Annotated in this window: 21 protein-coding genes and 3 tRNA genes; 10 read left to right on the forward strand and 14 right to left on the reverse strand. The window is 35.3% G+C overall.

Annotated features, from left to right (window positions below):
* From SM121_RS02175 to ychF, 5 genes are all read right to left on the reverse strand, one after another.
* Window positions 1-369 (reverse strand): FtsB family cell division protein, encoded by a 369-nt coding sequence (locus tag SM121_RS02175; protein WP_003010764.1) that lies wholly within the window; start codon window positions 367-369, stop codon window positions 1-3.
* Window positions 362-628 (reverse strand): RNA-binding S4 domain-containing protein, encoded by a 267-nt coding sequence (locus SM121_RS02180; RefSeq protein ID WP_003002258.1) that lies wholly within the window; start codon window positions 626-628, stop codon window positions 362-364. The genes SM121_RS02175 and SM121_RS02180 overlap by 8 nt, the downstream gene beginning before the upstream one ends.
* Window positions 629-696: 68 nt before the next feature.
* Window positions 697-4,191, reverse strand: a complete 3,495-nt coding sequence (gene mfd / locus SM121_RS02185) for a transcription-repair coupling factor (RefSeq protein WP_320911052.1) — start codon at window positions 4,189-4,191, stop codon at window positions 697-699.
* A gap of 4 nt (window positions 4,192-4,195) precedes the next feature.
* Window positions 4,196-4,765 carry an aminoacyl-tRNA hydrolase gene (gene pth, locus SM121_RS02190; RefSeq protein ID WP_003002186.1) on the reverse strand — a complete coding sequence of 190 codons (570 nt, stop codon included), beginning with the start codon at window positions 4,763-4,765 and terminating at the stop codon, window positions 4,196-4,198.
* A gap of 68 nt (window positions 4,766-4,833) precedes the next feature.
* A complete protein-coding gene (gene ychF / locus SM121_RS02195) occupies window positions 4,834-5,949 on the reverse strand; it encodes a redox-regulated ATPase YchF (RefSeq protein WP_003009244.1) in 1,116 nt (371 codons plus the stop codon).
* A 156-nt stretch (window positions 5,950-6,105) separates the two neighbouring features.
* Here ychF and SM121_RS02200 point away from each other — a divergent pair, with 156 nt between their 5' ends.
* A complete protein-coding gene (locus SM121_RS02200) occupies window positions 6,106-6,600 on the forward strand; it encodes a DUF1307 domain-containing protein (protein ID WP_151379378.1) in 495 nt (164 codons plus the stop codon).
* A 35-nt stretch (window positions 6,601-6,635) separates the two neighbouring features.
* Here the strand turns inward: SM121_RS02200 and SM121_RS02205 are convergent, their stop codons facing one another.
* From SM121_RS02205 to SM121_RS02225, 5 genes are all read right to left on the reverse strand, one after another.
* Window positions 6,636-6,827, reverse strand: coding sequence for a DUF951 domain-containing protein (locus SM121_RS02205; RefSeq protein WP_003002008.1), 192 nt, complete (start codon window positions 6,825-6,827; stop codon window positions 6,636-6,638).
* 12 nt (window positions 6,828-6,839) lie between these two features.
* On the reverse strand, window positions 6,840-7,976 hold the full coding sequence (gene dnaN, locus SM121_RS02210) for a DNA polymerase III subunit beta (protein ID WP_003010786.1): 1,137 nt from the start codon (window positions 7,974-7,976) through the stop codon (window positions 6,840-6,842).
* Between the two features lie 159 nt (window positions 7,977-8,135).
* Window positions 8,136-9,494 carry a chromosomal replication initiator protein DnaA gene (dnaA, locus tag SM121_RS02215; protein WP_003002121.1) on the reverse strand — a complete coding sequence of 453 codons (1,359 nt, stop codon included), beginning with the start codon at window positions 9,492-9,494 and terminating at the stop codon, window positions 8,136-8,138.
* Between the two features lie 266 nt (window positions 9,495-9,760).
* On the reverse strand, window positions 9,761-10,522 hold the full coding sequence (locus SM121_RS02220) for a ParB/RepB/Spo0J family partition protein (RefSeq protein WP_320911053.1): 762 nt from the start codon (window positions 10,520-10,522) through the stop codon (window positions 9,761-9,763).
* A 71-nt stretch (window positions 10,523-10,593) separates the two neighbouring features.
* Window positions 10,594-11,775 carry a S1C family serine protease gene (locus tag SM121_RS02225; RefSeq protein ID WP_155172793.1) on the reverse strand — a complete coding sequence of 394 codons (1,182 nt, stop codon included), beginning with the start codon at window positions 11,773-11,775 and terminating at the stop codon, window positions 10,594-10,596.
* Window positions 11,776-11,979: 204 nt separating this feature from the next.
* Between SM121_RS02225 and rlmH the strand changes: the two genes are divergently transcribed.
* The 6 genes from rlmH to SM121_RS02255 all read left to right on the forward strand — a co-directional run bounded on the left by rlmH (window position 11,980) and on the right by SM121_RS02255 (window position 15,221).
* On the forward strand, window positions 11,980-12,459 hold the full coding sequence (gene rlmH / locus SM121_RS02230; RefSeq protein WP_003009233.1) for a 23S rRNA (pseudouridine(1915)-N(3))-methyltransferase RlmH: 480 nt from the start codon (window positions 11,980-11,982) through the stop codon (window positions 12,457-12,459).
* A gap of 42 nt (window positions 12,460-12,501) precedes the next feature.
* Window positions 12,502-12,575, forward strand: a tRNA-Arg gene (locus SM121_RS02235).
* A gap of 346 nt (window positions 12,576-12,921) precedes the next feature.
* Window positions 12,922-14,262, forward strand: coding sequence for a sensor histidine kinase (locus tag SM121_RS02240; protein WP_270300096.1), 1,341 nt, complete (start codon window positions 12,922-12,924; stop codon window positions 14,260-14,262).
* On the forward strand, window positions 14,259-15,017 hold the full coding sequence (locus tag SM121_RS02245; protein ID WP_151379380.1) for a response regulator transcription factor: 759 nt from the start codon (window positions 14,259-14,261) through the stop codon (window positions 15,015-15,017). Before SM121_RS02240 ends, SM121_RS02245 begins: the two co-directional genes overlap by 4 nt.
* Window positions 15,018-15,067: 50 nt before the next feature.
* Window positions 15,068-15,139: transfer RNA gene (locus SM121_RS02250), tRNA-Glu, on the forward strand.
* Window positions 15,140-15,147: 8 nt separating this feature from the next.
* Window positions 15,148-15,221, forward strand: a tRNA-Asn gene (locus tag SM121_RS02255).
* Window positions 15,222-15,320: 99 nt separating this feature from the next.
* On the opposite strand, the gene SM121_RS02260 is transcribed toward SM121_RS02255, so the two are convergent.
* Both SM121_RS02260 and SM121_RS02265 read right to left on the reverse strand, forming a co-directional pair.
* Window positions 15,321-17,888: a YfhO family protein gene (locus SM121_RS02260; RefSeq protein ID WP_320911054.1), complete on the reverse strand. Its 2,568-nt coding sequence runs from the start codon at window positions 17,886-17,888 to the stop codon at window positions 15,321-15,323.
* A 49-nt stretch (window positions 17,889-17,937) separates the two neighbouring features.
* Window positions 17,938-19,563 (reverse strand): ATP-binding cassette domain-containing protein, encoded by a 1,626-nt coding sequence (locus SM121_RS02265; protein WP_151379381.1) that lies wholly within the window; start codon window positions 19,561-19,563, stop codon window positions 17,938-17,940.
* A gap of 206 nt (window positions 19,564-19,769) precedes the next feature.
* Between SM121_RS02265 and trpS the strand changes: the two genes are divergently transcribed.
* On the forward strand, window positions 19,770-20,798 hold the full coding sequence (gene trpS / locus SM121_RS02270) for a tryptophan--tRNA ligase (protein ID WP_320911055.1): 1,029 nt from the start codon (window positions 19,770-19,772) through the stop codon (window positions 20,796-20,798).
* Window positions 20,799-20,940: 142 nt separating this feature from the next.
* On the forward strand, window positions 20,941-22,422 hold the full coding sequence (guaB, locus tag SM121_RS02275; protein ID WP_003009220.1) for an IMP dehydrogenase: 1,482 nt from the start codon (window positions 20,941-20,943) through the stop codon (window positions 22,420-22,422).
* A 45-nt stretch (window positions 22,423-22,467) separates the two neighbouring features.
* Here guaB and recF read toward each other — a convergent pair whose 3' ends face one another.
* Both recF and yaaA read right to left on the reverse strand, forming a co-directional pair.
* Window positions 22,468-23,562 carry a DNA replication/repair protein RecF gene (gene recF / locus SM121_RS02280; protein WP_003010813.1) on the reverse strand — a complete coding sequence of 365 codons (1,095 nt, stop codon included), beginning with the start codon at window positions 23,560-23,562 and terminating at the stop codon, window positions 22,468-22,470.
* The gene (yaaA, locus tag SM121_RS02285; RefSeq protein WP_151379382.1) at window positions 23,562-23,924 is read right to left on the reverse strand and encodes a S4 domain-containing protein YaaA; all 363 of its coding nucleotides are present in this window, start codon (window positions 23,922-23,924) and stop codon (window positions 23,562-23,564) included. The genes recF and yaaA overlap by 1 nt, the downstream gene beginning before the upstream one ends.
* A gap of 155 nt (window positions 23,925-24,079) precedes the next feature.
* Here yaaA and yfmF point away from each other — a divergent pair, with 155 nt between their 5' ends.
* On the forward strand, window positions 24,080-25,327 hold the full coding sequence (gene yfmF, locus SM121_RS02290; protein WP_320911304.1) for an EF-P 5-aminopentanol modification-associated protein YfmF: 1,248 nt from the start codon (window positions 24,080-24,082) through the stop codon (window positions 25,325-25,327).
* Window position 25,328: the final 1 nt, after the last annotated feature.

Genomic DNA, 25,328 nt, shown 5'->3' on the forward strand with positions numbered 1-25,328 from the left:
TTATTGTGGGAGTAAATCTGGGATGGTATAAACATATTCACCATCTTTTGAAAAAGAATACTTAGCGCGTGCATATTTTGTTGCATAATCATCGTCTTTTAATTTTTTAGCGATGTCTTGTTGGTATTCTTTTTGTTCACTTGTTTCTTTATACTCTTTTTCCAACTGTTTGTATTGTTCTTTTTTATCTTGTAGTGATTGATAGCTCTGGGCTAAATTATATGTTGGAAGAATAAACAGTAACATGACCAATATCAAGACGAGTCCCATAAAACGATTGCGTTTTTTTCTTTCTTCTTCTAAAAAACGTTTTCGCTGGCTTTCGTCTTTGATATATTTATTGTTCATTTGAACGATATTTTTAGGCATCTTCTTCTATCCTTGTTTCACTAATTATTTCGTACATTTTGGATGCATCTTCTTTTTTTGTACTATCCAACATTTCCAAGACTTTAACCGTCAATACTTTATTTCCAAAACGAACTTCAATTTGATCATTCACTTTCAAATCCGTTGAACTTTTGGCTAATACTCCATTGACTTTGATTCGCCCTTTATCTGCAACTTCCTTTGCAACAGGACGACGCTTAATAATGCGAGAAACTTTTAAATATTTATCTAATCTCATACTGTCACCTCTAACATAGTATTGTATCATTTTTTATACATAAAATGCGAAAAATGAGCTAAGAACTGCTAGTTCTCTTCTTTTTCCTGTTTAATTTCCAATAAGGTTTGACCAAATTGCTTCAGAGCTTCTAAAATTTCAAAATCTTTCTTATTTCGAATGTCAAAGATCACTTCAATCAATCCTTTTTCTTCTGCAATCTGTGCCTTTAACTGTGTCATTGATAGAGCTTTGAAATAATCCTGTGTTAAAAACAGTTGTTTGGCAATAGGTTCAAATTTCACTGTCACTTTTTGTTGTTTTCTCTCAACAAGACGGACAAAGACTTGATCCAAGTAAGCTTTCACTAAACCAATTTCAAGTAGGTAGGCGACAACATCTGGGTATTCTCCAAAACGATCAATCAATTCATCTTGCAAGTATTCATAGTCCGTCGCAGAATTTATTTCACGAATTTGTTTGTAAATTTCAATTTTTTGACGTTGATCTGAAATATATTCATTAGGTAAATATGCATCTATTTGAAGGTTCAACTCTGCATTGCTCTTTTGCCTGCGATGCTCTTGACCTTGTTTCTTAGCAATAGCTTCTTCTAACAATTGAGAATACATTTCAAAACCAACTGAATCGATGAAACCAGATTGAGAAGCTCCAAGGATATTCCCTGCTCCACGGATCGATAGATCTCGCATAGCAATTTTAAATCCAGACCCCAACTCAGTAAAACCTTTAATAGCTTCTAAACGTTTTTCAGACACTTCTGTAAGAGATTTGTCTGGACGATACATCAAATAAGCATAAGCAATTCGATTGCTTCTTCCTACACGACCTCTTAGTTGATAAAGCGTTGAAAGTCCCATATGATCCGCATTTTCAATAAAGAGTGTATTGGCATTTGGAATATCCACACCTGTCTCAATAATGGTTGTCGTCACTAAGACATCGTATTCGCCATTAATGAAATCCAACAAGGTATTTTCTAAGCGAACTTCACTCATTTGGCCATGAACAAAGCCAATCGAAGCCTCTGGAATCAACTCTTTTAACTCGGATACTTTTTGCTCAATCGTATCTACCTTGTTATAAAGATAGTACACTTGACCTCCACGATCCATCTCCCGCAACACAGCATCTCGAATAATAGTTGGATTGGTCTCTAGTACAAAAGTTTGCACAGGATATCGATTGGTCGGAGGTGTTTCAATGACAGACAAATCTCGAATTCCTAGCATAGACATGTGAAGAGTTCGAGGTATAGGGGTAGCTGTCAAGGTAAGCACATCCACCTTTTTTTTCAATTCTTTCAAGGTTTCTTTATGCTTCACTCCAAAACGTTGTTCTTCATCGATCACAATTAAACCTAAGTCTGAAAAAACAACATCTTTGGACAAGAGCCGGTGAGTTCCAATAATAATATCCACTCGTCCTTTTTTCAACTTTTCAAGCGTTTCTTTCTGCTCTGCCTTACTCTGGAAACGACTTAAAACAGCAACCTCTACTGCAAAAGATTCAAAACGCTCCTTAAAATTGGCATAATGTTGTTGGGCAAGAACAGTGGTAGGAACCAGCACTGCTACTTGTTTATGATCATTTACTGCCTTAAAGGCTGCTCGCATAGCGACCTCTGTTTTCCCAAAACCGACGTCTCCAACCAGCAATCGGTCCATCGGACGATTTGATTCCATATCTTTTTTGATTTCTTCAATGGAACGTAATTGATCATCTGTTTCAATATATGGAAAATCTTGTTCAAAAGCCTCTTGATTTTCATCATCTGAAGAATAAGCAAAGCCTTCTAATTGACTACGCTCCGCATAGAGTTTTATCAAATCATCCGCAATGTCCTCCACCTGTGTCTGAACCCTTTGCTTCGTTTTTTGGAAACGCCCATCGTTTAACTTATTAATTTTTGGCGTTTTTCCATCACTTGCAACGTATTTGGACAACATCTGAATCTGATCGACAGGAATCGAAATGCGATCTCCATTTTGATATTGAATTGAAACATAATCACGATGGACACCCGAAATTTCAATCGTTTCAATTCCCAAATATTGACCAATACCATGAACTTGGTGAACAACATAGTCCCCTTTTTCTAGTTCATTATAATTTTTTAGACGTTCTGCATTGGAAATATTTTGCCTGCGAATCTTTCGTTTGATCTTTTTCTGATAAATCTCTGATTCTGTAATGTAGACAATTTTTTCATCAACAAATTGAAAACCGTGAGCTAATCCTCCAACAACTAATTGACTAGCTTGAGGAATGATCGCATCTCCATCAATATAATCCAATCGAATCCCATACTCTTCTAAATTTTTATGGAGCTGTTGAAGATTGTGATGAGAAGTTGCTTGGACAATAACAGTATAGTTTGATTTTCGATACCGTTCAATTTCCTCTTTTAGTAAATCAAATTGTCCAAAAAACTCCTGCATGGGATATTGATTGAATTGATATAAATGATCAAACTTCAGATTTCCCAATCCTTTTTGAAAGTTTGAAAAATAAGTTGCAGGCGTATATTTTCGTAATGTTGTACTGGTGTCTGCAAAATACACTTGGCGAGAAGAAGCTCTATTTTTATGTAAATCTTCCGTCAAGAGATTAGCTGTATCTAGTTCAAATCTCGCTATTTGATCTGCTATTTTTTGATAATCATCCAGAAAGACTGGAGTGTGTTTAGGAAGATAATCGAATAGAGTATATTGTTTCTTGTAAAAGAAACTAATAAATTTTCTAAGATCCGGATGGAGTTTCCTTTGAGAAATATCTCCCAGAATTTCTGCTAGATAAGATTTAAATTCTTTATTCGCGCTCTGTTTTTGCAATTGTTCTATTTGCTGCTGACCACGGATAAAATCTTCCTCTTGCAACAATAGATCACTCACTGCCTTCAGTTGAACTTCTTCAACATTTTCAACAGAACGCTGACTTTCTGGGTCAAAGATTCGGATTCCATCAATCTCATCTCCGAAAAATTCAATCCGATAGGGTTGGAGTTGTTCGATCTCAAAGATATCTAAAATATCTCCTCGTAGACTAAACTCTCCCTGTTGCAAAACTTGGCTCACCTTTTGATAGCCAATCTTCTGTAATGTTTCACTCAGAGTAGTTAAGTCTATTTCTTGACCAACCTTCAATTGAAAAATGCTAGATGCAAAAACTTTAGGAGAAGGTAATAGTAGTTTTATACCACTCACATTGGTCACAAGGATACCTTGACGATCCTCTTGACATAAAAAGTTCAAAGCCTCTAATCGTGCAAATTGCCTTTCTTGTGAAGCAAAAACAAATTCTGCTAAAGGGTTATCATCTCCCAAAAATGTATGGACTTTCTCTTCTCCAAGCAAGGCAATAAAATCACTGGCCAATCGTTCCGCTTCGTTATAACTGGAAGTGATGAGGACTGCTTTTTCAATAGAATCAAAGGCTGAAGCCATTACAATTGCCTTTGTAGTCGCAGACAATCCTAAGATCAATTCCCTATTAGTTTTCTGCAAACCTTGTTGCCAGGATAGAAGGTTGGAGTTTTGACTCACTAAATCAATTACATTCATCTACTTACCCGTTGTATTTCTGCATGCTTCTTTCAAAATTTTCTTCTACCAAGTAATCGTTAACCGCTTCTTCTACTCGATCGATTGTTTGTAGAATAGTGATGTAATCGTCTTTATCAAATTTTCCTAAGACATGATGAACAACTGACATGCCCTGCTTAGGTCTTCCAATTCCAATCTTAATTCGATAAAAAGTCTGAGTTCCAATATGATTGATAATCGATTTGATTCCGTTATGACCTCCAGCTGATCCTTTAGCTCGAAGACGAATCTTGCCAACTTCCATATCTAAATCATCGTAAATAACCAAAAGATCTTCAATATCCAGACCATAATAAGTCAGAAGGGCATGGACTGCTTTTCCACTTTCATTCATGAAAGTGGTTGGCTTTACAAAATAGACCTTTTCGCCATTCAAAAATGTTGAGGCGATATCAGCTTGAAAAATCTTATCATGGGAGAAAGTAAGATTTAAAGACTTTGCCATTTGATCAACTAACATAAAGCCTACATTGTGTTTGGTTTCAACATACTTATCACCTGGATTTCCCAATCCAACAATTAATTTCGTCATCTCTTTCCTTTCAAAACACTAAAAGGGTTGGAAATATTTTTTCCAACCTTTACATCTTTTTAACTCTCTTATACATTAAAACGGAATTCCATGATGTCCCCATCTTGGACAACATATTCTTTTCCTTCTTCGCGCAAACGTCCTGCTTCTTTTACAGCCTTTTCAGAACCGTATTTAACCAAATCATCATAGGACATGGTCACAGCACGAATAAATCCTTTTTCAAAATCAGAGTGGATGATTCCAGCTGCTTGAGGAGCTTTCATGCCACGTTTGAAAGTCCAAGCACGCACTTCTTTTTCACCAGCTGTGAAATAAGTACCGAGTCCCAATAAATGGTAAGCTGCACGCGTAAGTTTATCAACTCCAGACTCTGTTAGGCCAATCGCCTCTAAAAATTCTTGTTTATCTGCATCATCCAGTTCAGAAATTTCTTCCTCAGCACGCGCAGAAATCACAACTACTTCCGCATTTTCTGTTGCCGCAAAGTCACGAATTTGCTTCACATAGTCAATAGAGTCTGGATCTGCAACAACATCTTCATCCACATTTGCTACATAAAGAACTGGTTTGGTAGTCAAAAGGAAAAGTCCCTTCACCACTTTTTGTTCTTCTTCTGTGAATTCAATGGTACGAGCTGATTTACCATCTTCAAGAACTGGTTTGATTTTTTGTAGAACATTAAATTCAGCAACAGAATCTTTATCTTTTTGTGTGCGAGCAATTTTTTCTACACGCGCATAACGTTTATTAACAGACTCTAAGTCGGCTAAAATTAATTCTAAATTGATGGTATCAATATCTGCCAGTGGATCGACAAAGGCATCTTCACGACCTTGCTCCCGCATGACATTTTCATCATCAAAAGCACGTACCACATGGACAATGGCATCTACTTCACGGATGTTAGCCAAGAATTTATTCCCAAGTCCTTCTCCTTTAGAAGCCCCTTTCACAATCCCAGCAATATCTGTAAATTCAAACGTTGTAGGAACTGTCTTCTTAGGAGTAATCATTTCAGTTAATTTTTGAAGTCGTTCATCTGGAACTTCTACCATTCCGACATTAGGATCAATAGTTGCAAAGGGATAGTTTGCGGCCTCTGCTCCGGCCTTTGTAATTGCGTTAAAAAGGGTTGATTTACCAACATTTGGTAAGCCAACGATACCTGCTGTTAATGCCATTTTTCTTTTTCTCCGTTCAAATTTCAATCTTTTTCATTATAACATAATTCAAAAGACAAGTGATGAAAAGAAATTCTGAATTATTACTAAAGTGTAACCTTTACTAAATAAAAAAATATGTTATAATCAAACTATTAATGATAAAGGAGTTTTATTATGAAAAAACTAAATTGGAAATCTATTCTTCTTTCTTTTGTTGCGATTTTTTCTCTCTTGCTATTGGGTGCTTGTGGAAAATCAGTAGAAAAAACTTATATTCAAAGTATTAATCAAGATAGAAAATCAGACGTTCGTATTACCATAGAACATCAGGGAGATAAACTAATCAGTACTGATTCTGTAAGTACAGTTTATTACAAAGGAGCTGGTGTGTCAAAGGATGAAATAAAAAATCTCATTGCTAGTTACGATGAAGAATTCAAAGATGTAAAAGGGTACTCTCATTCCGCAGAATATAAAGATGAATATTTTGTAGAAAAAACGACTATTGATTATACAAAAGCAGATTTAAAAGTATTGCAAGAAAAAAAATTAATCACTGAACAAAAAAGTAGCAAAATTGACTATATTAGCTATGAAAGTATCTTAAAATCTTTTAAATCTATTGGTTTCAAAGAAGTTAAAAATGGAAAATTTGAAGAATTAAAATAATCGAAAAGGTTTAGTCACATATGTGACTGAACCTTTTATAGTACTTTCTTCATTTTTTGTTCAAAATCATGGCGACTCATCATGACCACATGATCACAATTGCTACATTTGATTTTTATGTCTGCACCAAGTCGCGTAATTTCCCAACGATTTGCCTTCTTGCCTGTTTCTTTAATCACACAAGCGTGAGGCTTTTTCATTTCTACAAAATCACCTAACGTATACATGATTCACCTTTGTTAATTTGTGCGAACTGGCGTAATCAATTGAATGAACCCTTGTTCATTTCCTTCTGGAACCAATGTAAACGGTCTAACAGAAGAAATAAAACGAATAACAACTTGTTCACTGTCAATAGCTTTGAGCGCCTCAATCAAATAAGTTGGATTAAAGCTAATGGACAGATCCTCTCCTGAAACGGCGCTCGTATCGATCTCTTCATTTACTCGCCCAACTTCTGGTGAATGAACGTGGGAAGAAACCACTCCATTTTTGAACTCTAATTTAACCGTTCCGTTTTGAGTCGCATTTGAAAGAAGACGAGCACGCTCCATTGCAAATCGAAGGTTGGCCACATTGAAGGTTGCCTCTGTATTGAATTCTGTTGGAATGAGACGGTCTGTATCAGGATAATTTCCTTCTAGCAAACGGGTATAGAAACTAATGTGTTCACTTCTAAATAGAATTTGATTGTTAGCAAAGAAAACTTCAACTGTTTCAATATCATCAGAAAAGACAGAGGTGAATTCACGAAGAGAGCGACTTGGGATGACAACATCAAAGTTGTCTCCATTTTTATCCAGTGTAATCACTTTTTGACTCATACGGTGAGAGTCTGTTGCTACTGTTTTTAGCTCTTTATTATCCGATAGAACAAAGTGAACACCTGTCAAAATTGGCCGACTTTCTTGTACACTTGCTGCAAATGCCGTTTCATTAATTAATTGTTTTAATAATTTTGTTTCCAAAACTAATGGATTACTTGCAGCAATTTCTTGAATACGTGGATATTGATCTGCATCTTTTCCTTTAAGTGTAATTTCTGATTTTCCACTTGTTAAAAGAACCTGTTTTTGTTCAATCTCTTTAAAATCTAAAGTAACATCTGGTAAACTTGAAACCACATTAATAAAGAAAGTTGCTTCCAATAAAATAGAACCTGGAGAGGTCACTAATAAACCAGCATTTTCATCTTTGATAGAAATAAAGTTTTCAATCGAAATTTGGCCATTCGATCCAGATAAGGCAACTCCTTCTGGAGTTACATCAATTTTAATCGTGGAAAGGATTGGGATAGCATTTTTTGAACTGATCGCTCTTTTTGTAGTATTTAGTGCTTGTAAAAATAAAGTTTTGTTAATAGAAAAATTTATCATGTTCATTCCTTTTATTTATTTTATGATTAGTAAGTTAATAGTAATAGTAGGTTGTGTGGAAGTTGTGGAAAACTCTCAGAATCCTGTCTATGACTTAAAAAGTTACTTGTTTAAAAATTGTGCATAACCCCTAGAAGTTTAGAGAAAGTTATCCACAGATTAATTTAATTTTTTCTTGATACTTTGAATTTCGAGTCGAAGATTATCATCTGTATCGACCATACTTTTGATTTTTTCATAGGCATGAATGACAGTCGTGTGGTCTTTCCCACCGAATTCTTTTCCGATTCGAGGCAGTGAGTTGTCCGTCATCTCTCTTGAAAGATACATAGCCACTTGTCGTGCTAGGACAATATTCTGAACTCTTCGAGAACCTTTGATCTCTTTTACACTGACTCCATAGAAGGCTCCAACTGCTTCCTGAATTTTTTCAATGGGAATAACAAGCGTCTTGCTATTATCGTTTTTACGAGCTCGAATAGCTTCAGCTGCAACATCGATCGTAATTTCTTTTAGTTTCTTAACCTTCGCCATTAAAGAAATATCATTTAAGGCACCTTCTAAGTCTCGGACATTTGAATCAAACTGACCAGCTAGATATTCTAATGTGTCATTAGGAAAAATATAGTCTAGATCTTCAATTTTATTTCGTAAGATGGCAATCCGAGTTTCAAAATCAGGCGGTGTTATATTTTGAGTTAGTCCCCATTTGAAACGAGTAACCAACCGCTCTTCAAGACTATCTAAATGATCCGGACTTCGATCGCTTGTTAGAACAATCTGTTTGTTGTCGCTATGAAGGGCATTAAATGTATTAAAAAATTCCTCTTGAGTCGTGACTTTTTTACCACCAAGTGACTGGATATCATCAATCAATAAAAGATCTAAACTTCGATAGGTATTCTTGAAAGTCTTCATTTCTCCTAATCGAAGGTGTTCTAAAAATTCATTAATAAAGGTTTCTGCTGGAACATACTTAACCCGTGCATTTGGAATATTTTCTAGGATTTGATTTCCAATTGCGTTCAATAGGTGAGTCTTTCCAAGCCCTGGTCCGCCATAGATAAAGAGAGGGTTGTAAGTTGTTGCAAGATTTTCAGAAACTGCAAGCGCTGCTGCTTTCGCCCAAATATTTCCATCCCCTTGCACAAAATTATCAAAGGTGTACTTTGATTTCAGACCTGTATCAATTTTAGGCAACGGTTCGGTTGTTAAGCTACCTGAAGATAATCTCCTATTCTCACTGCTATGATTGCTAGGAATTTCTTCGGTATCTTCAAAAACGAAATGGAACTTCAAATCTGTATTGTAGACTTCAAAGCTGGCTGTGATCAAAGCATTTTTTAGATTTGTTTCCCAAAATAATTCTTTATAATTTCCATCAAGATAAATGGTAGCCGTCTCTCCATCGATTTTGACTAATTTTGAATCAGCGACAAAAAAATCATAGGCACTATCTTTTAGTTGTAATTGAGCTAATTCTAAAAAACGAGACCAAAATTGCTCTTCTTGTGACACTATCAGACTTCCCTCCTTTTCTTGAATTGTATCAAATCATACTTACTCCTATTCTACCACAAATGACAATAGTTTTCCACAGGCTAAATTTCAAGGAATAAAAATATATTTTTAAACTTTTCCACAAGTTGTGGATTTAAATCCACATTGTTTTTAAAAGTTATCCACAAAGTGGGGATAACTAGAGAATATGCTTATTATTCTGCTATTTTCAAAAGATTTTTATGGTGGAAAAACTTGTCAATACAAAAATAAAAATAACAGCCTTATTTTAGGCTGTTGATAATTCGTTGGTATTCATCGAGACTTGAAAAAGAAATTTGGATAGTTCCTTTATTTCGCGAAGAGGAGTGTATCGTCACTTCTGTTCCCAATATTTTTTTCAATCGTTGTTCCTCTTCTAGTAGGAAACTTTCTTTTATTTTTTTATTTTTCTGTTTTCTTTTTGAACTGATCTTGTTTTCTAATGTTCGAACATTTAAATGATCCTGTTTGATTCGCTCCAACCAAAAGCGCTGCTCTTCTTCATCAAGAGGAACGAGAACACGCGCGTGAGCCGAAGAAATGTCATTTTGAATGACCGCTTCTTGAACAGAGGGAGCTAGATGTAACAAGCGAAGCATATTGCTAATATAGGGTCTAGATTTCCCCATAAATTGAGCGATTTGGTCGTGCTTATATCCATGATCAACTAGCTTCTGGTAGGAGATAGCTTCTTCAATTGGATTTAGATCTTCTCGTTGAAGATTTTCAATAATGGCTTGTCGCATCATTTCTTGATCCGTTAATTCTTTAATAATCGCAGGAACAAGCTCTAATCCAGCAATTTTTGAAGCTCTAAACCGTCTTTCACCTGCAAGCAATTCAAAACCAATTATTGGAGATTTTCTGACAATAATGGGTTGAATTAAGCCATTTTCTTTGATTGACTGAGCCAGTTCTTCTAATTTTTCTTGATCAAATACTTTTCTTGGTTGGAAAGGATTGGTTCGAATGTCCTTTACTGCTATCTTTTCTAATTTTTCCATCTTATGAATAGAATAACACACCTTTACAAATTAGTAAAGGTGTGTTTACAAGTATGTCAAGAAAGTGAAAGTTAATCGCTTAGATCCTCAGTTGATTTTGTCAACTTGATAGAAGTTGTTTGTTGTTTTCCATCACGATAGAATGTGACCTTGATCGTATCATTGATTTGGTGAGAATAAAGGGCAGATTGTAAATCTGCAGTTGACTCGATATCTGTATCATCAATCTTTGTGATGACATCGTAGCGTTGCAATTTATCTGAAGCAGGCATATTTTCAAGTGTTGAACGAACCAGTACTCCTCCAGAGATTTTTTCAGGAAGTTTTAATTGGCTTAAATCAGAAGTTGAAAGATTGGATAAATCCATCATTTGGATTCCAAGAGCTGGTCGAACCACTTTTCCTTTTTCTTCTAGTTGCTTGATAATATTGACAACATCATTTGCAGGAATTGCAAATCCCATTCCTTCTACTGAAGTTTGTCCGTTATTTGAAATTTTACTTGAGGTAATTCCAATGACTTGTCCTTGAATATTGATTAATGGACCTCCAGAATTCCCTGGGTTGATGGCTGCATCTGTTTGTAAGGCACGTGTAGAGATATTTTGTCCATTATCGGCTTTCAATTTCACATTGCGGCCTTGGCTGGAAATAATCCCTTGGGTAACAGAATTAGCATAATCTGTTCCAAGAGGGCTACCGATCGCAATCGCAGTCTCACCAACCGTTAATTGGTTTGAATCTCCGAATTCAGCTACTGCCTTTGCTTTATCCGCACTAATGCGAACTACTGCGATATCAGAATAGATATCTGATCCAACTACTTCTCCAGGGACTTTATTACCATCTGCTAAAAGAATATCTACTTTTTTAGCACCATTAATGACATGGGTATTGGTAACAAGGTAGGCATATTTTCCTTCTTTTTTATAAATGACTCCAGAACCTTCACTAGAAATTTGTGAGTCAGAGTTTTCTTCTTTTTCAAACAATCCTTGATTCGAAGAATCAGAATAAGTAATTACAGAAACAACAGCATTTTTCACTTTATCGACGGCTTCACTAGTTGAGGTCGTATTTTTATAAGCTGTTTTAACAGTGGTTGAGTGGACTTGCTTACTTTCAGTATTTGAAGTAGAAGAATGAGATGTTTGTAAGGTTAAAAAGGTTCCAAGAATCCCACCTAGAAAACCCACAACAAAAATGAGGGCTATGCTTCCAACTTTTTTTAGTAAATTATATGAAGATTTCATATTTTCCTCCTAAGGGTATCAAATTGTCTAGAGTATAGAAAAACTTTCTTAATTATATCTTAAATAACTAAAGTTATCCACAATTTGTGGATAACCTGTAGAGTTTAGTTGAGAAATGGCTTTAAAAAGGACTTTATAGAATAGCTTTTCTTTCTATAGCTGTGGATTATTTGTGGAATTGAAGAATTATGCTACAATAGGGGAATGAAAATTAAATTGATAACCGTTGGAAAATTAAAAGAAAAATACTTAAAAGATGGGATCGCGGAGTATATTAAAAGGCTTGGTCGATTTGCAAAAGTAGAACAGGTTGAGTTAGTTGATGAAAAAACTCCAGATCGTGCCAGTCAACTCGAAAATCAACAAATCCTTGAAAAAGAGGGGGAACGAATTCTCTCTAAAATTTCAGATAAGGAATATGTGATTGTATTGGCTATTGAAGGCAAACAATTTCCTTCAGAGAAATTTAGTCAAACGATTGATCAGATTATGACATCTGGTTATTCAAACCTTACTTTTGTTATTGGAGGCAGTCTTGGTCTGTCTCCTGAAGTGAAAAAAAGAGGAAATCTATTGATGAGCTTTGGTCAATTAACGCTTCCTCATCAGTTGATGAAATTAGTGTTGGTGGAACAAATCTATCGTGCTTTCATGATTCAACAGGGGAGTCCCTACCATAAATAACCTTGACGCTCCTTCCTTTTTCTGCTAAAATGAAGTAAGTTCGGTCTCATAGCTCAGCTGGATAGAGCATTCGCCTTCTAAGCGAACGGTCGCAGGTTCGAATCCTGCTGGGATCAAATGAAAGATGCAGTTTTTGCTGTGTCTTTTCTTTTTGTAAAAAATGTATAAATTTTCATCATCTATTAATTTTTCTATATATTACTATTGATTAATAAAAATGAAATCATTTATTAGAAATATTTAAAAAAAGATCTAATAATCCCTATATAGTGCAAAGTGCAGATTGTGGGAATTATGTAAAATAGTTTTCAATCATGTAACAAAATCGTTAAAAACATTACAATTTCACCCATCCCCTTTAATTTTAGTCTATTTTATATTATAATTTTTTGTATATAAAAATTTTATTTTTTCTAATAATACTAGAATATAATAAAATAGAAAAAAAGTAGGAGAGTTTGTGTGATTCAGTCATTAGTATTGTCTTTTCTCTTAGGAGGGATCATTGTTCTGACGTTTGCATTAGTGGACGAAAAAATCTATCAGGAACATCAATTTTCATTTATCTTTCTGCTGAGCACCTTTGTTCTTCTTTTTGAAAGTCTCTTAGTATTTTTAGATGTGACTCTAGTTTCAAATATTCGACTCTCTGATTTAAATATGCTCTTATGGCCGGTTTATTTATATCCTTATTATCATTATGCTAATCGGATGAATTACTTGTGCACCATTTTTTATTCTTTTTTTACTTATTTAGCGGTTGAAGGAACAGCAACTTTTCTGACGATAATTGTCTCTTCAGTGTTAGGGGATGCTTTTGTAGCAGCTCACTCGATTGTTTATAATATATGTATTCGTTTGGTTTCTTTAGGAATCATTTTGAAGTTAATTGACTTATTTGAATTTGATTTCACTCCTTTTTATGAGAAAGAATTTGAAAAATATTTAAAGAGGGTCATCTGCGTCTATTTCACCATCTTTGTAGTGATTAATTTTGCTTTATGGATTAGTGAACAAGCGCAATTTAAAAATTTTGGGAGTATGTTGGCAACGATTTGTTTTTTCTTTTTTGTAGTCAGCTTATTCCATATGAAAATCGAGCGAGATCAGTATCGTAAAAATTTAGCACTGGAGTATAAAGAATTTTCTGAGCAACAAATGAGTCGCTATATGGCTGAAATTCAAAGTCTCTATTCTATTGTTAGGGGATTTCGTCATGATTTGGGAAATTTAGTTATTTCTATGTCATTAGCTATTGAGGAAAAAAATATTTCAGAAATACAGAGAATCCATAGAGAAGTATTAGAAGAAGGTTATAAAAAGATAAATACAGAAGAATTATCAGGATTTAACTTGGTCAATATCAGAGATTCTGCATTACGAAGTATTTTGATTCGTGGCTGGTTGGATGCTAGAGATGCTGGGGTAGAAATGACCTTTGAAACGAGTGAACCAATCGAGCAACTACCAGTTGATTTATTAGATATCGTGAGAATCGTTGGGATTCTAGTGACAAACGCTTTGGAAGCTTCAAAAGAAGCGGAAGAAAAGAAAGTTCATGTTGCTATTTTCTCTATTTCAAAAATTGTTTACTTAGTGATTCATAATACAACAAATGAAATCACTTTTGATATCAGAAAAATATATGAGGAAGGCTATTCGACAAAAGGAGAAAATAGAGGACTAGGATTAAATAATGTGAGAAAAATCTTAGCAAATTATGGAACGATGTTTTTAGAAACAGAATTGCAAGGAAATCGTTTTTTACAAGTTTTGAAGATTGGAGGATATGAACAAGAATGAAGATTTTTTTATTAGAAGATGAGCTCTCTCAACAGATACGGGTAGAAAAACATATTGTAGAAATTGCTAAAGAATTAGAAATTAAACTTGAAGTGATTTCTACCGGTAAACTTACGGAATTTGAAAATTATATCCAACATTCGGATATCCACCAATTATATTTTCTAGATATTCATATCCAAGACAATGAATATTGTGGGCTAGAAATTGCTAAAAAAATACGAGAAACAAATCCTTATGCCATTATTGTTTTTATTACTACAAAATCAGAATTCGCTTCTATTACCTATCGTTATAAAGTATCTGCCTTGGATTTTATTGATAAAAATTTGAATGAAGATTTATTTAGATTAAAAATAAAGGAGTGTATTGAGTATTTAACAACTATTCAAATTGGAAATGATGATTTGACAGATTATTTTGAGTATGACTTTAAAGATAAAAAGATAAAAATTCCATTTAAGGATATTCTTTATATTGAGACTGTTGGTTCGGCTTATAAATTAAACTTAGTTGGGAAAAATTTTCAAAAAGAAATTGCGGGAAGTTTATCAGATGTCTTGGAGAAAGATGTGGAGGAGAGATATTTCAGTCCCCATCAATCTTATATCGTAAATAGAAGTATGATCGTTGGGATGGATAAGAAAAGAAAACAGTTGTTGTTGAAAGAAGGGTATTCTTGTCCAATCTCAAGAAGCAATATCAAACGTGTCAAAAAATTAATTGAAGAGCAAAATTTAGAATTTAGTGCTTGACAATTAGTTAAATTTTGATATAATGAAATATGTTCTGTAAATGAATATATGGTCCGTTGGTCAAGGGGTTAAGACACCGCCTTTTCACGGCGGTAACACGGGTTCGAATCCCGTACGGACTATATCTCATTCCGCCATAGCTCAGTTGGTAGTAGCGCATGACTGTTAATCATGATGTCGTAGGTTCGAGTCCTACTGGCGGAGCTAGTATAACACCCATTTGGGTGTTTTTTTGTTTTGAAAAAAGGCTAGGATGGCAATTATCCTAGCCTTATATTTATAAGTGAACGATATTCATGTTCCTTAGCTTTTTCGTCTTTTTATTTGTCTCCATTCGTAGAGGAAGAAAAGAATGATTCCAACGAAAAAGGCAATGAGTCCTTCAATGAAGCCTTGGGGAACAAATGTTAAGGTGACTGTTCCGGATCCTTTTGAAACACGAACTCCCATTAATCCTTTCTGGATGCGATGAATTTGGATAGGCTTTCCATTTTGTTTAGCTGACCATCCTTTATCATAAGGGAGTGTAAAAATAAGGGTAGTGTCTCTATTTGCGTTATAGGCTGCTACCAATTTGTTTTTCTTTTTGTGAATAGCAACTTCTTGCTGACGAATGCTAGCGATAGCTTGTGTGTATTGGTCAAGATCCAGAGCAAAAAATTCTGGTGTATCAAAAGAGACTGTCGAATTTTCTGGAAAACTCATACGAATAGTAACTATTTCTTCTGTGTCAAAATGGCCAATTGAAAAGAATGGAAAGGCATTATCAATGGTATAGCGTTGGGTCTGTCCATTGTAGCTGATTTCAATATCTTTCCGATCATCGTTTGAAAATTGTAAATTTGGAACATTGACATATAGTTGGCTATGGGCAGGAACCGTTACTTCATATTGAATACTTGCGTAGGATAGATGACTATCTTCTTCAATTTTTGCAGTTTGCAACGAAGATGTAGTATTTTGTGAAGTAGGCGAGAGAATATTTAATTTCTTATAAAATTTATATTTTTCATCCGTGATTTGATGGATGAATCGTGTCTGATTATCCAGTGTCAAATTCGTAAAGGAAGTATTTTTATAAGGTTTTGCTGACAGAAAGGCGATTGGTAAGGAATATTCGTTTTCTGAAAGTGAGACTCCATTTTTGGTTGCAATCTCTTTAAATCCAAATTTTTGAACAGGTTGTTGGCTTAAATTATAGCGAACACCAAATAGACTATCCATTAAAATAGAATTGTTTTGGTATCGAAGATTGAGGTTAGTTCCTTCAGATTTAAATCCTAGTTTGTCCAATGTCGAGCTAGCATCCGTATTTCGTACAGATGAAAATTGAGAAATTCCATTATAACCATACTTCATGCTATCATTGCCCGTTTGTGGCTGTAGAATCTCAGTCCGATAATTAGAGTCTGTCTTCCCTCTTACTAAGGATTGGATGGCTTTTAAGTCGCGTTCGTAGGACGACCGAGAAGCAAAGACCCATTCATTCGCAATTCCTTCCATTTGATAATAACTATTCACCGATAATTCAAAGATGGAGAAAAACAGGATCGAAAGATAGAAAAGTCTAGGCGGTATTTTTTTTAAGATAAATCCTAAACAGACTAAATAGAAGGCGATTAAAAATTCAAAAGTAACAATGAAATTGACAGCATCTAAAAATTTATAGTGACTGCTGTAAAGGACAGTTGCTCCAAATCCTAGAATAAGGAGGAAATTAGCAAGACTAAAACGAATCCAAGTGATCTCCTCTATTCGATTTAGTACTTCTCCTGCCATCAGAATAATCGTCAAAGAAAAGATCCAAGAGTATCGATGAAGAAACATATTTGGCGCGTGCATACCTTGCCAAAGGAGATCTAATAATTGAAAACGAAAACTCAAAATAAGAATGGCCAAGAGTATAAAATAAGAAAGTTTCACGTAAAACTTGATCGACTTTACAAAGAAGAAGGTGATTGCTAGTAGCAGTGGAAATAATCCCACGTAGATCATTGGAATTGATCCATATTTAGTAGTGTCAAAACTTCCAATGAAATTTTTTGCAAATACGTCAAGATACCAACTTTTTTCTGTAAAGATACTGTCAACCTTTGAAAAACTTTCTCCATGAGTGCGTAAATCTAAGAAGGTTGGATATAACATCACAAGGCTTGTTATAACTGATAAAAGAGATACAATCACAAAATGAAAGAAGCGTTTTCCAATTCCTTTGATGTCCCATGACAGTTGTGTCAAGTACCATAAAATGAGAAAAATAGACATCATAAACCCAAAATAATAATTTTGGATAAACAAGCTGGTTAAGCTGATAAAGTAGAGAATCTCTCCCTCATTGTAAATTAGTTTTTTGAATCCATAAAGAATTAATGGTGCTAGGATAAAAACATCTAGCCAAGTTTTGATTTCAATTTGGCTAATAGCAAAGCTCATAAGAGCAAATGAGGTTGAAAGGGTAAGAACCAGGGATCTAGGAATTTTAGAAAACATTCCATGTAAACTAATATAAGTGCTTAACCCAATAGCTCCAAATTTAAGAAGAGTGATGAGGTAAACAGCATCTGGCATAGATTGTGCATTAAAGAAGTAGACAAGAGGAGAAAAGAAACTTCCTAAATAATAGCTACTGAGTGCATAGAAATTAATGCCTAATCCACTTTGAAAACTGTAAAATAGGCTATCTGTCCCGTGTAAAATATTTCGAAGTGTGGTATCAAAAATGACATACTGATGATAACCATCTCCTAATAAGGGGGATGTATCACTGTTCCAGTAGATTCCTTGTGAGAGGTAAATAAAGAACATCATGATAGCTGGAATCAGGAAAGAAGATACTATAAAAAGGGATGTTTTTATCTTTGTTTTATTCATATATTTCTACTGAAAGAGCCTGAAATCATTATTTCAGGGCTCTTTATTTTTATGATTGACTCCAAAGTTCTTTCACTTTTGCTTGAACTTCTTCATTTTCAAGAAACTCATCATAGGTTTCATCAATACGATCGATTACGCCGTTTTTTGAAAGAACGATAATATGGTTGGCGAGTGTTTGAATGAATTCGTGGTCATGGCTGGCAAAGATAATCGATTCTTTAAAATTCTTCAATCCATCATTCAAACTTGAAATAGACTCCAAATCCAAGTGATTGGTTGGATCATCCAGTACAAGAACGTTTGACTTGAGGAGCATCAATTTAGACAACATGACACGAACTTTTTCTCCCCCTGACAAGACATTGACAGACTTGTTAACTTCGTCACCCGAAAAGAGCATACGTCCTAAGAAACCACGAAGGAAAGTATTGTCATCTTCTTCTTTATTTGCAAATTGACGAAGCCAATCAAGAATACTTTCACCACCTGCAAAATCTCTGCTGTTGTCTTTTGGTAGATAAGATCGACTAGTTGTAACTCCCCACTTGACGGTTCCTTCATATTCAATATCATCCATCAATGCACGGATCAAAGCGGTCGTTTGAATATCGTTCTGTCCGATAAGGGCGGTTTTGTCACCAGGACGTAAGATAAAGCTGATATTGTCAAGGATGGTTTCTCCATCAATCTTGACAGAAAGATTTTCAACTGTTAAGAGATCGTTACCAATTTCTCGTTCTGCCTTAAAGTTGATAAATGGGTACTTCCGACTAGATGGAACAATTTCTTCAAGTTCAATCTTGTCAAGCATTTTTTTACGCGAAGTTGCTTGTTTTGATTTTGAAGCGTTGGCTGAGAAACGTGCGACAAACTCTTGTAATTGTTTAATTTTTTCTTCAGCTTTTGCATTTCTATCTGCTTGTAATTTTGCTGCAAGTTCAGAAGATTCTTTCCAGAAATCATAGTTTCCGACGTAAAGTTTGATTTTTCCAAAGTCGAGATCCGCCATATGAGTGCAGACTTTATTCAAAAAGTGGCGGTCATGGGATACAACGATAACTGTATTTTCAAAATCAATCAGAAAATCTTCTAACCAGGTAATAGATTGGATATCCAATCCATTGGTCGGCTCGTCCAAAAGAAGGACATCTGGTTTACCAAAAAGGGCTTTAGCTAGGAGAACTTTTACTTTATCTCCGTTGGCTAACTCGCTCATAGTTTGGTAATGAAGGTCTTCTGAAATATTTAGATTTTGAAGCAATTGAGATGCTTCACTTTCTGCTTCCCATCCACCAAGTTCGGCAAATTCACCTTCAAGTTCAGCTGCACGGACACCATCTTCATCAGAGAAATCTTCTTTCATGTAGATAGCATCTTTTTCTTTCATAATGTTGTAGAGCTTTTCATTTCCCATAATGACAACATCAATGACCCGTTCGTCTTCATAGTCAAAGTGATTTTGACGCAAAACAGACAAACGTTCATCAGGGCCAAGAGAAATATGGCCAGTTGTTGGTTCAATATCTCCAGCTAAAATTTTTAAAAAGGTTGACTTTCCAGCACCGTTGGCACCGATGAGACCGTATGTATTTCCTTCTGTAAAGTTGATATTGACATCGTCAAACAATTTTCGATCACTAAAACGTAGTGAGACGTCTGATACTGTAAGCAATGATATTCTCCTCTTTCTATAATGTCTTCATTTTACTAGAAAATAGGGGAAAATTCAACTTTTTTACTGTCAATCTGTTTTTTACAGATGTGTCAATTAAGTTTACAGAATAGTAAAGCATTAATTAGATACAAACATAGACGATAGACTAACATTTTCAACTAGAAAGTGCTATAATGATAGGGATAACGATTAAGGAGAAGAGTATGACAAAACCCATCATTTTGACAGGAGATAGACCAACAGGAAAACTCCATATTGGCCACTATGTAGGTTCTTTAAAAAATCGCGTCTTGCTACAAAATAAAGACGAATATAATATGTTTGTTTTCCTAGCAGACCAGCAAGCTTTGACAGACCATGCAAAAGATCCAAAAACGATTGTAGAATCTATTGGAAATGTTGCTTTGGATTATCTGGCAGCTGGACTAGATCCTGAAAAAGTTACGATTTTCATTCAAAGTCAGATTCCTGAATTAGCAGAATTGACTATGTACTACATGAATCTTGTATCTTTGGCGCGACTTGAAAGAAACCCAACTGTAAAAACTGAGATTTCTCAAAAAGGTTTTGGTGAGAGTATTCCAACAGGATTTTTGGTATACCCTATTTCACAAGCAGCCGATATTACAGCATTTAAAGCGAATTTTGTTCCAGTAGGAAATGATCAAAAGCCAATGATTGAGCAAACTCGTGAGATTGTTCGTTCCTTTAATCATGCATACAACACAGATACTTTGGTCGAACCAGAAGGAATTTATCCTGAAAATGAAGCAGCAGGGCGCCTGCCTGGTTTAGACGGAAATGCTAAGATGTCTAAATCATTGAATAATGGCATTTACCTAGCTGATGATGCAGATACTTTAAAGAAAAAAGTGATGAGTATGTATACTGATCCTGATCATATTAAAATAGAGGATCCAGGAAAAATCGAAGGCAATATGGTATTTCATTACCTGGATGTATTTGGCCGTCCAGAAGATGCAGCTGAAATTGCAGAAATGAAAGAACATTATCAACGTGGTGGACTTGGTGATGTAAAGACCAAACGATATCTTTTAGAAATTTTAGATCGTGAATTAAGACCAATTCGTGAAAGACGACTTGAGTTTGCAAAGGATATGGGTGAAGTCTACTCTATTCTTGAAAAAGGAAGTGAGCGTGCTCGAAATGTAGCAGCTCAAACATTGGATGAAGTAAAATCAGCGATGGGAATTACCTATTTTAAAAAATAAAACGACTTCATTCAATGGCGAACAATTCTTTGCCGTTCATTGATAATTACCAATTAATGATTGACAAATTGCAATAGAATGGTATGATATTAACAATAAAAATTCGAGCCTTGCTCAATAAAAAGAAAAGAGGAACCAGCTAATGTCTAATTGGGACACAAAGTTTTTAAAAAAAGGGTTTACATTCGATGACGTGCTTTTGATTCCAGCAGAAAGTCACGTATTGCCTAATGATGCAGATTTAAGTACACAATTAGCAAGTAATTTACGCTTGAACATCCCAATCATTACTGCTGCTATGGATACAGTGACTGAAAGTCAAATGGCAATTGCTATGGCACGTGCTGGTGGACTTGGTGTGATCCATAAAAACATGTCAATTGAGCAACAGGCAGATGAAGTACGCAAAGTAAAACGCTCTGAAAATGGGGTTATCATTGATCCGTTCTATTTGACTCCGTCTCATACAATTGCAGAAGCAGATGAGTTGATGGGACGATACCGAATCAGTGGTGTTCCTGTTGTTGAAACACTTGAAAATCGTAAATTAGTTGGTATCCTTACAAACCGGGATTTGCGTTTTATTTCTGATTACAATCAACCCATTTCAAATCATATGACAAGTGAAAATTTGGTGACTGCACCGGTTGGAACTGATTTGGAAACAGCTGAACGCATTCTACAAGAGCACCGTATTGAAAAATTACCATTGGTAGATGAAAATGGTCGTCTTTCTGGCTTGATTACAATCAAAGATATTGAAAAAGTTATTGAGTTCCCAAATGCGGCTAAGGATGAATTTGGTCGTTTGCTTGTAGCTGGTGCCGTAGGGGTTACTTCAGATACTTTTGAACGTGCAGAAGCTCTTTTTGAAGCTGGTGCAGACGCAATTGTCATCGATACTGCTCATGGACATTCTGCGGGTGTTCTTCGTAAGATCGCAGAAATTCGTGCTCACTTCCCAGATCGTACCTTGATTGCAGGAAATATTGCAACCGCTGAAGGTGCTCGTGCATTATTTGATGCAGGGGTAGATGTAGTTAAGGTCGGAATTGGTCCTGGATCAATCTGTACAACTCGTGTTGTTGCAGGGGTTGGTGTTCCTCAAGTGACTGCTATTTATGATGCAGCCGCTGTAGCTCGTGAATATGGAAAAACGATCATTGCTGATGGTGGTATCAAGTATTCAGGAGATATAGTCAAAGCACTTGCAGCTGGTGGAAATGCGGTTATGCTTGGCTCAATGCTTGCAGGTACAGATGAAGCACCAGGTGAAACAGAAATCTTCCAAGGTCGTAAATTTAAAACATACCGTGGTATGGGATCTATTGCAGCAATGAAGAAAGGTTCTAGCGACCGTTACTTCCAAGGTTCTGTCAATGAAGCCAATAAATTGGTCCCTGAAGGAATTGAAGGACGCGTTGCTTATAAAGGTTCTGTAGCAGATATGGTCTTCCAAATGATCGGTGGTATTCGTTCAGGTATGGGTTATGTTGGTGCAGCAACTATTCAAGATTTACATGATCATGCACAATTTGTCGAAATGAGTGGTGCCGGATTGAAAGAAAGCCATCCTCATGATGTGCAAATTACAAACGAGGCTCCTAATTACTCGGCACAATAAATTTACACATTTGTAAATAAAAACAACAGCATCTTGACAACATTGTCAAGATGCTGTTTTGATATGACCGGCTTGAACAGTAAAAATTTTCAACTCTTCAGGCAGTTCTTTTAAATGATCGAGAGTGGTCGTTGTAATAAATGTTTGAATATTATTAGAGATGGTTTCAAGTAGTTGAAGTTGACGATAATTGTCAAGTTCGCTCATAACATCGTCAAGTAATAAAATAGGCTTTTCTCTTGTGATTTCTTCCATCAATTCAATTTCTGCTAATTTTAGAGAGAGAACAACACTTCGATGCTGGCCTTGACTACCAAAGGTAGCATTCATATTATTGATAAAAAATGCTAAATCATCCCTGTGTGGTCCAATGCTTGTTGTTTTCCTAAAAATATCCTTCTGACGGTTTTTTCCCAACATAGAGAGAAACTGCTCTTCTATATCATTTCCTTCTTCAGAAAAAACAGTTGACTGATATTGAATTGATAGGTCTTCTTTGTTGTCAGAAAGTCCAGTGTGTTTTTCTTTTGCTTTAGCTTCTAATTTTTTAATAAACTCAAGCCGATGATGGATGACGCGACTTCCAAAACTAGCTAGTTGTGAATCTAAGACCTCCAAAAATGTAGCATCAATTTTTTCCGAATTTTTTAGATAACTATTTCTTTGTTTCAGTACATGGTTGTATTGAGATAAGTCGGATAAGTAGAGAGGTTTCATCTGACCTAATTCAATGTCAATAAACTTTCGACGGCCTGCAGGTGATCCTTTGATCAGTTGCAAATCTTCGGGTGCGAAAAGGACAACATTCATATGGCCAATATAGTTCGATAATTTGGCTTGTTTCAAATGATTTACCTTAGTTATCCGACCTTTTGGTGTCAAGGAAATTTCTAATGGAAGGGGACCAGTTTCTCTTTGTAATTGACCAGAAACTTTAAAATCGGTGGATTCAAAATAGATGAGATCTCTATCATTTCGTGTTCGATGACTTCTGGTTAAAGCTAGAAAATAAATTGATTCGAGAATATTGGTCTTCCCCTGAGCATTTTGACCTAAGAAAATATTTAATCCAGGATGAAATTCGACTTCAAGTTCTTGATAATTACGAAAATGTTGAATGGATAACTGTTTTAACCACATTAGGAGATACCAGGAAAGCGAATCGCTTTTTCTTTTTTGTTAATTTTTGTCGGTTGTTTCTTTTGTTGTTGATTGAGTTGCTTGACAAGTTTAGCAACACGTTCCTTTTCTTCCTTCTCTTTAAGATGCCCCTCTATTTCTTCTTGAGAAGGTTCAAGAATGGTGATAGTCATGCTCAGTTCAGGGATGTCAATTTGATCATTGACACGAAGTTTACGACCTCTCCGTTGTTCTAATTCACCATTAACAAAGACTTCTTTTTCTTGAAGAAAAGCTTTGATTTCACCACCACTCTGTATAATACCGAGTTCTTTTAAGATTGCTTGTAATGTAATAAAATCATCAAATAATTTGTAATTCATAGTTCACCTCTTTGCGTGTTATTATACCATATTTTTAGTTTTTCTAGGGTAGAGAATGTTGAGTGATTTGAGGAGCTTTTTCACAGTTTGAATTAGGATTTTAGTGTGATTTCGTGTTATAATGAAAGTTACTATTGAGTAGAACGAGGATGAAAATGGAATTAGTAAAGGGCGTGAATCTTCACTTTCTTCAATCAAAAAAATTTAAAACCAATAAAATTAAGGTCCGTTTTTCATCGCCATTAGATGAAAATACCGTGGCTGCGCGTGTTTTAGTAGCCTGTATGATGGAAACTGCAAATCAAAAATATCCAACTTCACAATTATTCCGTGAAAAATTAGCGAGTCTATACGGGGTAGAATTGTCAACCTCAGTCTCTAAGAGGGGGCGTGTTCATTATGTTGATTTGAATATTTCCTTTGTGCGCGATGACTTTTTGAGCAAGAAAAATGTTCTTACTGATGAGGTTTTGGACATTATAGAAACTATCTTCTTTTCACCTTTGGTAGTAGAAGATCACTTTGACAGTGATACATTTGATGTTGAAAAGAAAAATACGATTTCCAATTTAGAGTCAGAAATTGAAGAGCCTTATTATTATGCACATGGGCAATTGAATCAACTATTTTTTGAAGACGAAACAATCGGGATGTCAAGATTGGGGAAAGTTGATTTAGTGAGACAAGAAACAGCTCAAAGTTCTCTTGAACAGTTTCATCAGATGCTCCAATTAGATAACATTGACTTCTTTTTCATAGGTGACTTTAATGAGCTCGCTATTGTGGATCGAGTAAACCAGTTTGAATTCAAGCCACGTGATAACAATTTGTCTGTCACCTATCAGCAACCTTTTACAAATGTTGTTAGAGAAAAGTTAGAGCAAAAACAAAACCAACAATCTATTTTAGAATTAGGTTATCATTTTTCTACCCAGTATGGAGAATCTCTCCATATCCCACTAGTTATATTAAATGGGATGCTGGGAGCTTTCTCACATTCGAGACTTTTTCAAATAATTCGTGAGAAAGAAGGCCTTGCTTATACCATCTCAAGCCATTTTGATATTTTTACAGGCTTCATGAGAGTTTTTGCAGGCATTGATAAGGAATCTCGTACGAAAGTAATGACCTTGATTATGAGACAGTTGAATGATTTAAAACGAGGCAAGTTTACAGAGTCAGAGCTTCAATTGACAAAAGAAATGTTGGTGAATACGACCTTATTAGCACAGGATCGGCAAAATACCTTGATTGAAAGGGAATATCTGAAAACGATCCTAGGAACGAAAGTGCTTTCTTTAGAAGAGTGGTTAGAATCCATCGATAAGGTTAGTAGAGAAGAAATTATTGAAGTGGCAAAAACAATTAATTTACAGTCTGTTTATTTTATGGAAGGAAAGTAGT

The sequence above is a fragment of the Streptococcus sp. S1 genome, assembly GCF_034137685.1.
GTDB lineage: Bacteria > Bacillota > Bacilli > Lactobacillales > Streptococcaceae > Streptococcus > Streptococcus dentalis.

Excerpts from the sequence above, each read along its gene's own strand:
- SM121_RS02180 (WP_003002258.1), bottom strand. The coding sequence starts at position 628 with ATGAGATTAGATAAATATTTAAAAGTTTCTCGCATTATTAAGCGTCGT.
- SM121_RS02175 (WP_003010764.1), bottom strand. The coding sequence starts at position 369 with ATGCCTAAAAATATCGTTCAAATGAACAATAAATATATCAAAGACGAA.
- yfmF (WP_320911304.1), top strand. The coding sequence starts at position 24,080 with ATGGAATTAGTAAAGGGCGTGAATCTTCACTTTCTTCAATCAAAAAAA.
- SM121_RS02260 (WP_320911054.1), bottom strand. The coding sequence starts at position 17,888 with ATGAATAAAACAAAGATAAAAACATCCCTTTTTATAGTATCTTCTTTC.
- SM121_RS02220 (WP_320911053.1), bottom strand. The coding sequence starts at position 10,522 with ATGGAAAAATTAGAAAAGATAGCAGTAAAGGACATTCGAACCAATCCT.
- pth (WP_003002186.1), bottom strand. The coding sequence starts at position 4,765 with ATGACGAAATTAATTGTTGGATTGGGAAATCCAGGTGATAAGTATGTT.
- SM121_RS02245 (WP_151379380.1), top strand. The coding sequence starts at position 14,259 with ATGAAGATTTTTTTATTAGAAGATGAGCTCTCTCAACAGATACGGGTA.
- yaaA (WP_151379382.1), bottom strand. The coding sequence starts at position 23,924 with ATGAATTACAAATTATTTGATGATTTTATTACATTACAAGCAATCTTA.
- SM121_RS02205 (WP_003002008.1), bottom strand. The coding sequence starts at position 6,827 with ATGTATACGTTAGGTGATTTTGTAGAAATGAAAAAGCCTCACGCTTGT.
- SM121_RS02200 (WP_151379378.1), top strand. The coding sequence starts at position 6,106 with ATGAAAAAACTAAATTGGAAATCTATTCTTCTTTCTTTTGTTGCGATT.
- dnaN (WP_003010786.1), bottom strand. The coding sequence starts at position 7,976 with ATGATAAATTTTTCTATTAACAAAACTTTATTTTTACAAGCACTAAAT.
- rlmH (WP_003009233.1), top strand. The coding sequence starts at position 11,980 with ATGAAAATTAAATTGATAACCGTTGGAAAATTAAAAGAAAAATACTTA.
- recF (WP_003010813.1), bottom strand. The coding sequence starts at position 23,562 with ATGTGGTTAAAACAGTTATCCATTCAACATTTTCGTAATTATCAAGAA.
- trpS (WP_320911055.1), top strand. The coding sequence starts at position 19,770 with ATGACAAAACCCATCATTTTGACAGGAGATAGACCAACAGGAAAACTC.
- guaB (WP_003009220.1), top strand. The coding sequence starts at position 20,941 with ATGTCTAATTGGGACACAAAGTTTTTAAAAAAAGGGTTTACATTCGAT.
- SM121_RS02225 (WP_155172793.1), bottom strand. The coding sequence starts at position 11,775 with ATGAAATCTTCATATAATTTACTAAAAAAAGTTGGAAGCATAGCCCTC.
- mfd (WP_320911052.1), bottom strand. The coding sequence starts at position 4,191 with ATGAATGTAATTGATTTAGTGAGTCAAAACTCCAACCTTCTATCCTGG.
- ychF (WP_003009244.1), bottom strand. The coding sequence starts at position 5,949 with ATGGCATTAACAGCAGGTATCGTTGGCTTACCAAATGTTGGTAAATCA.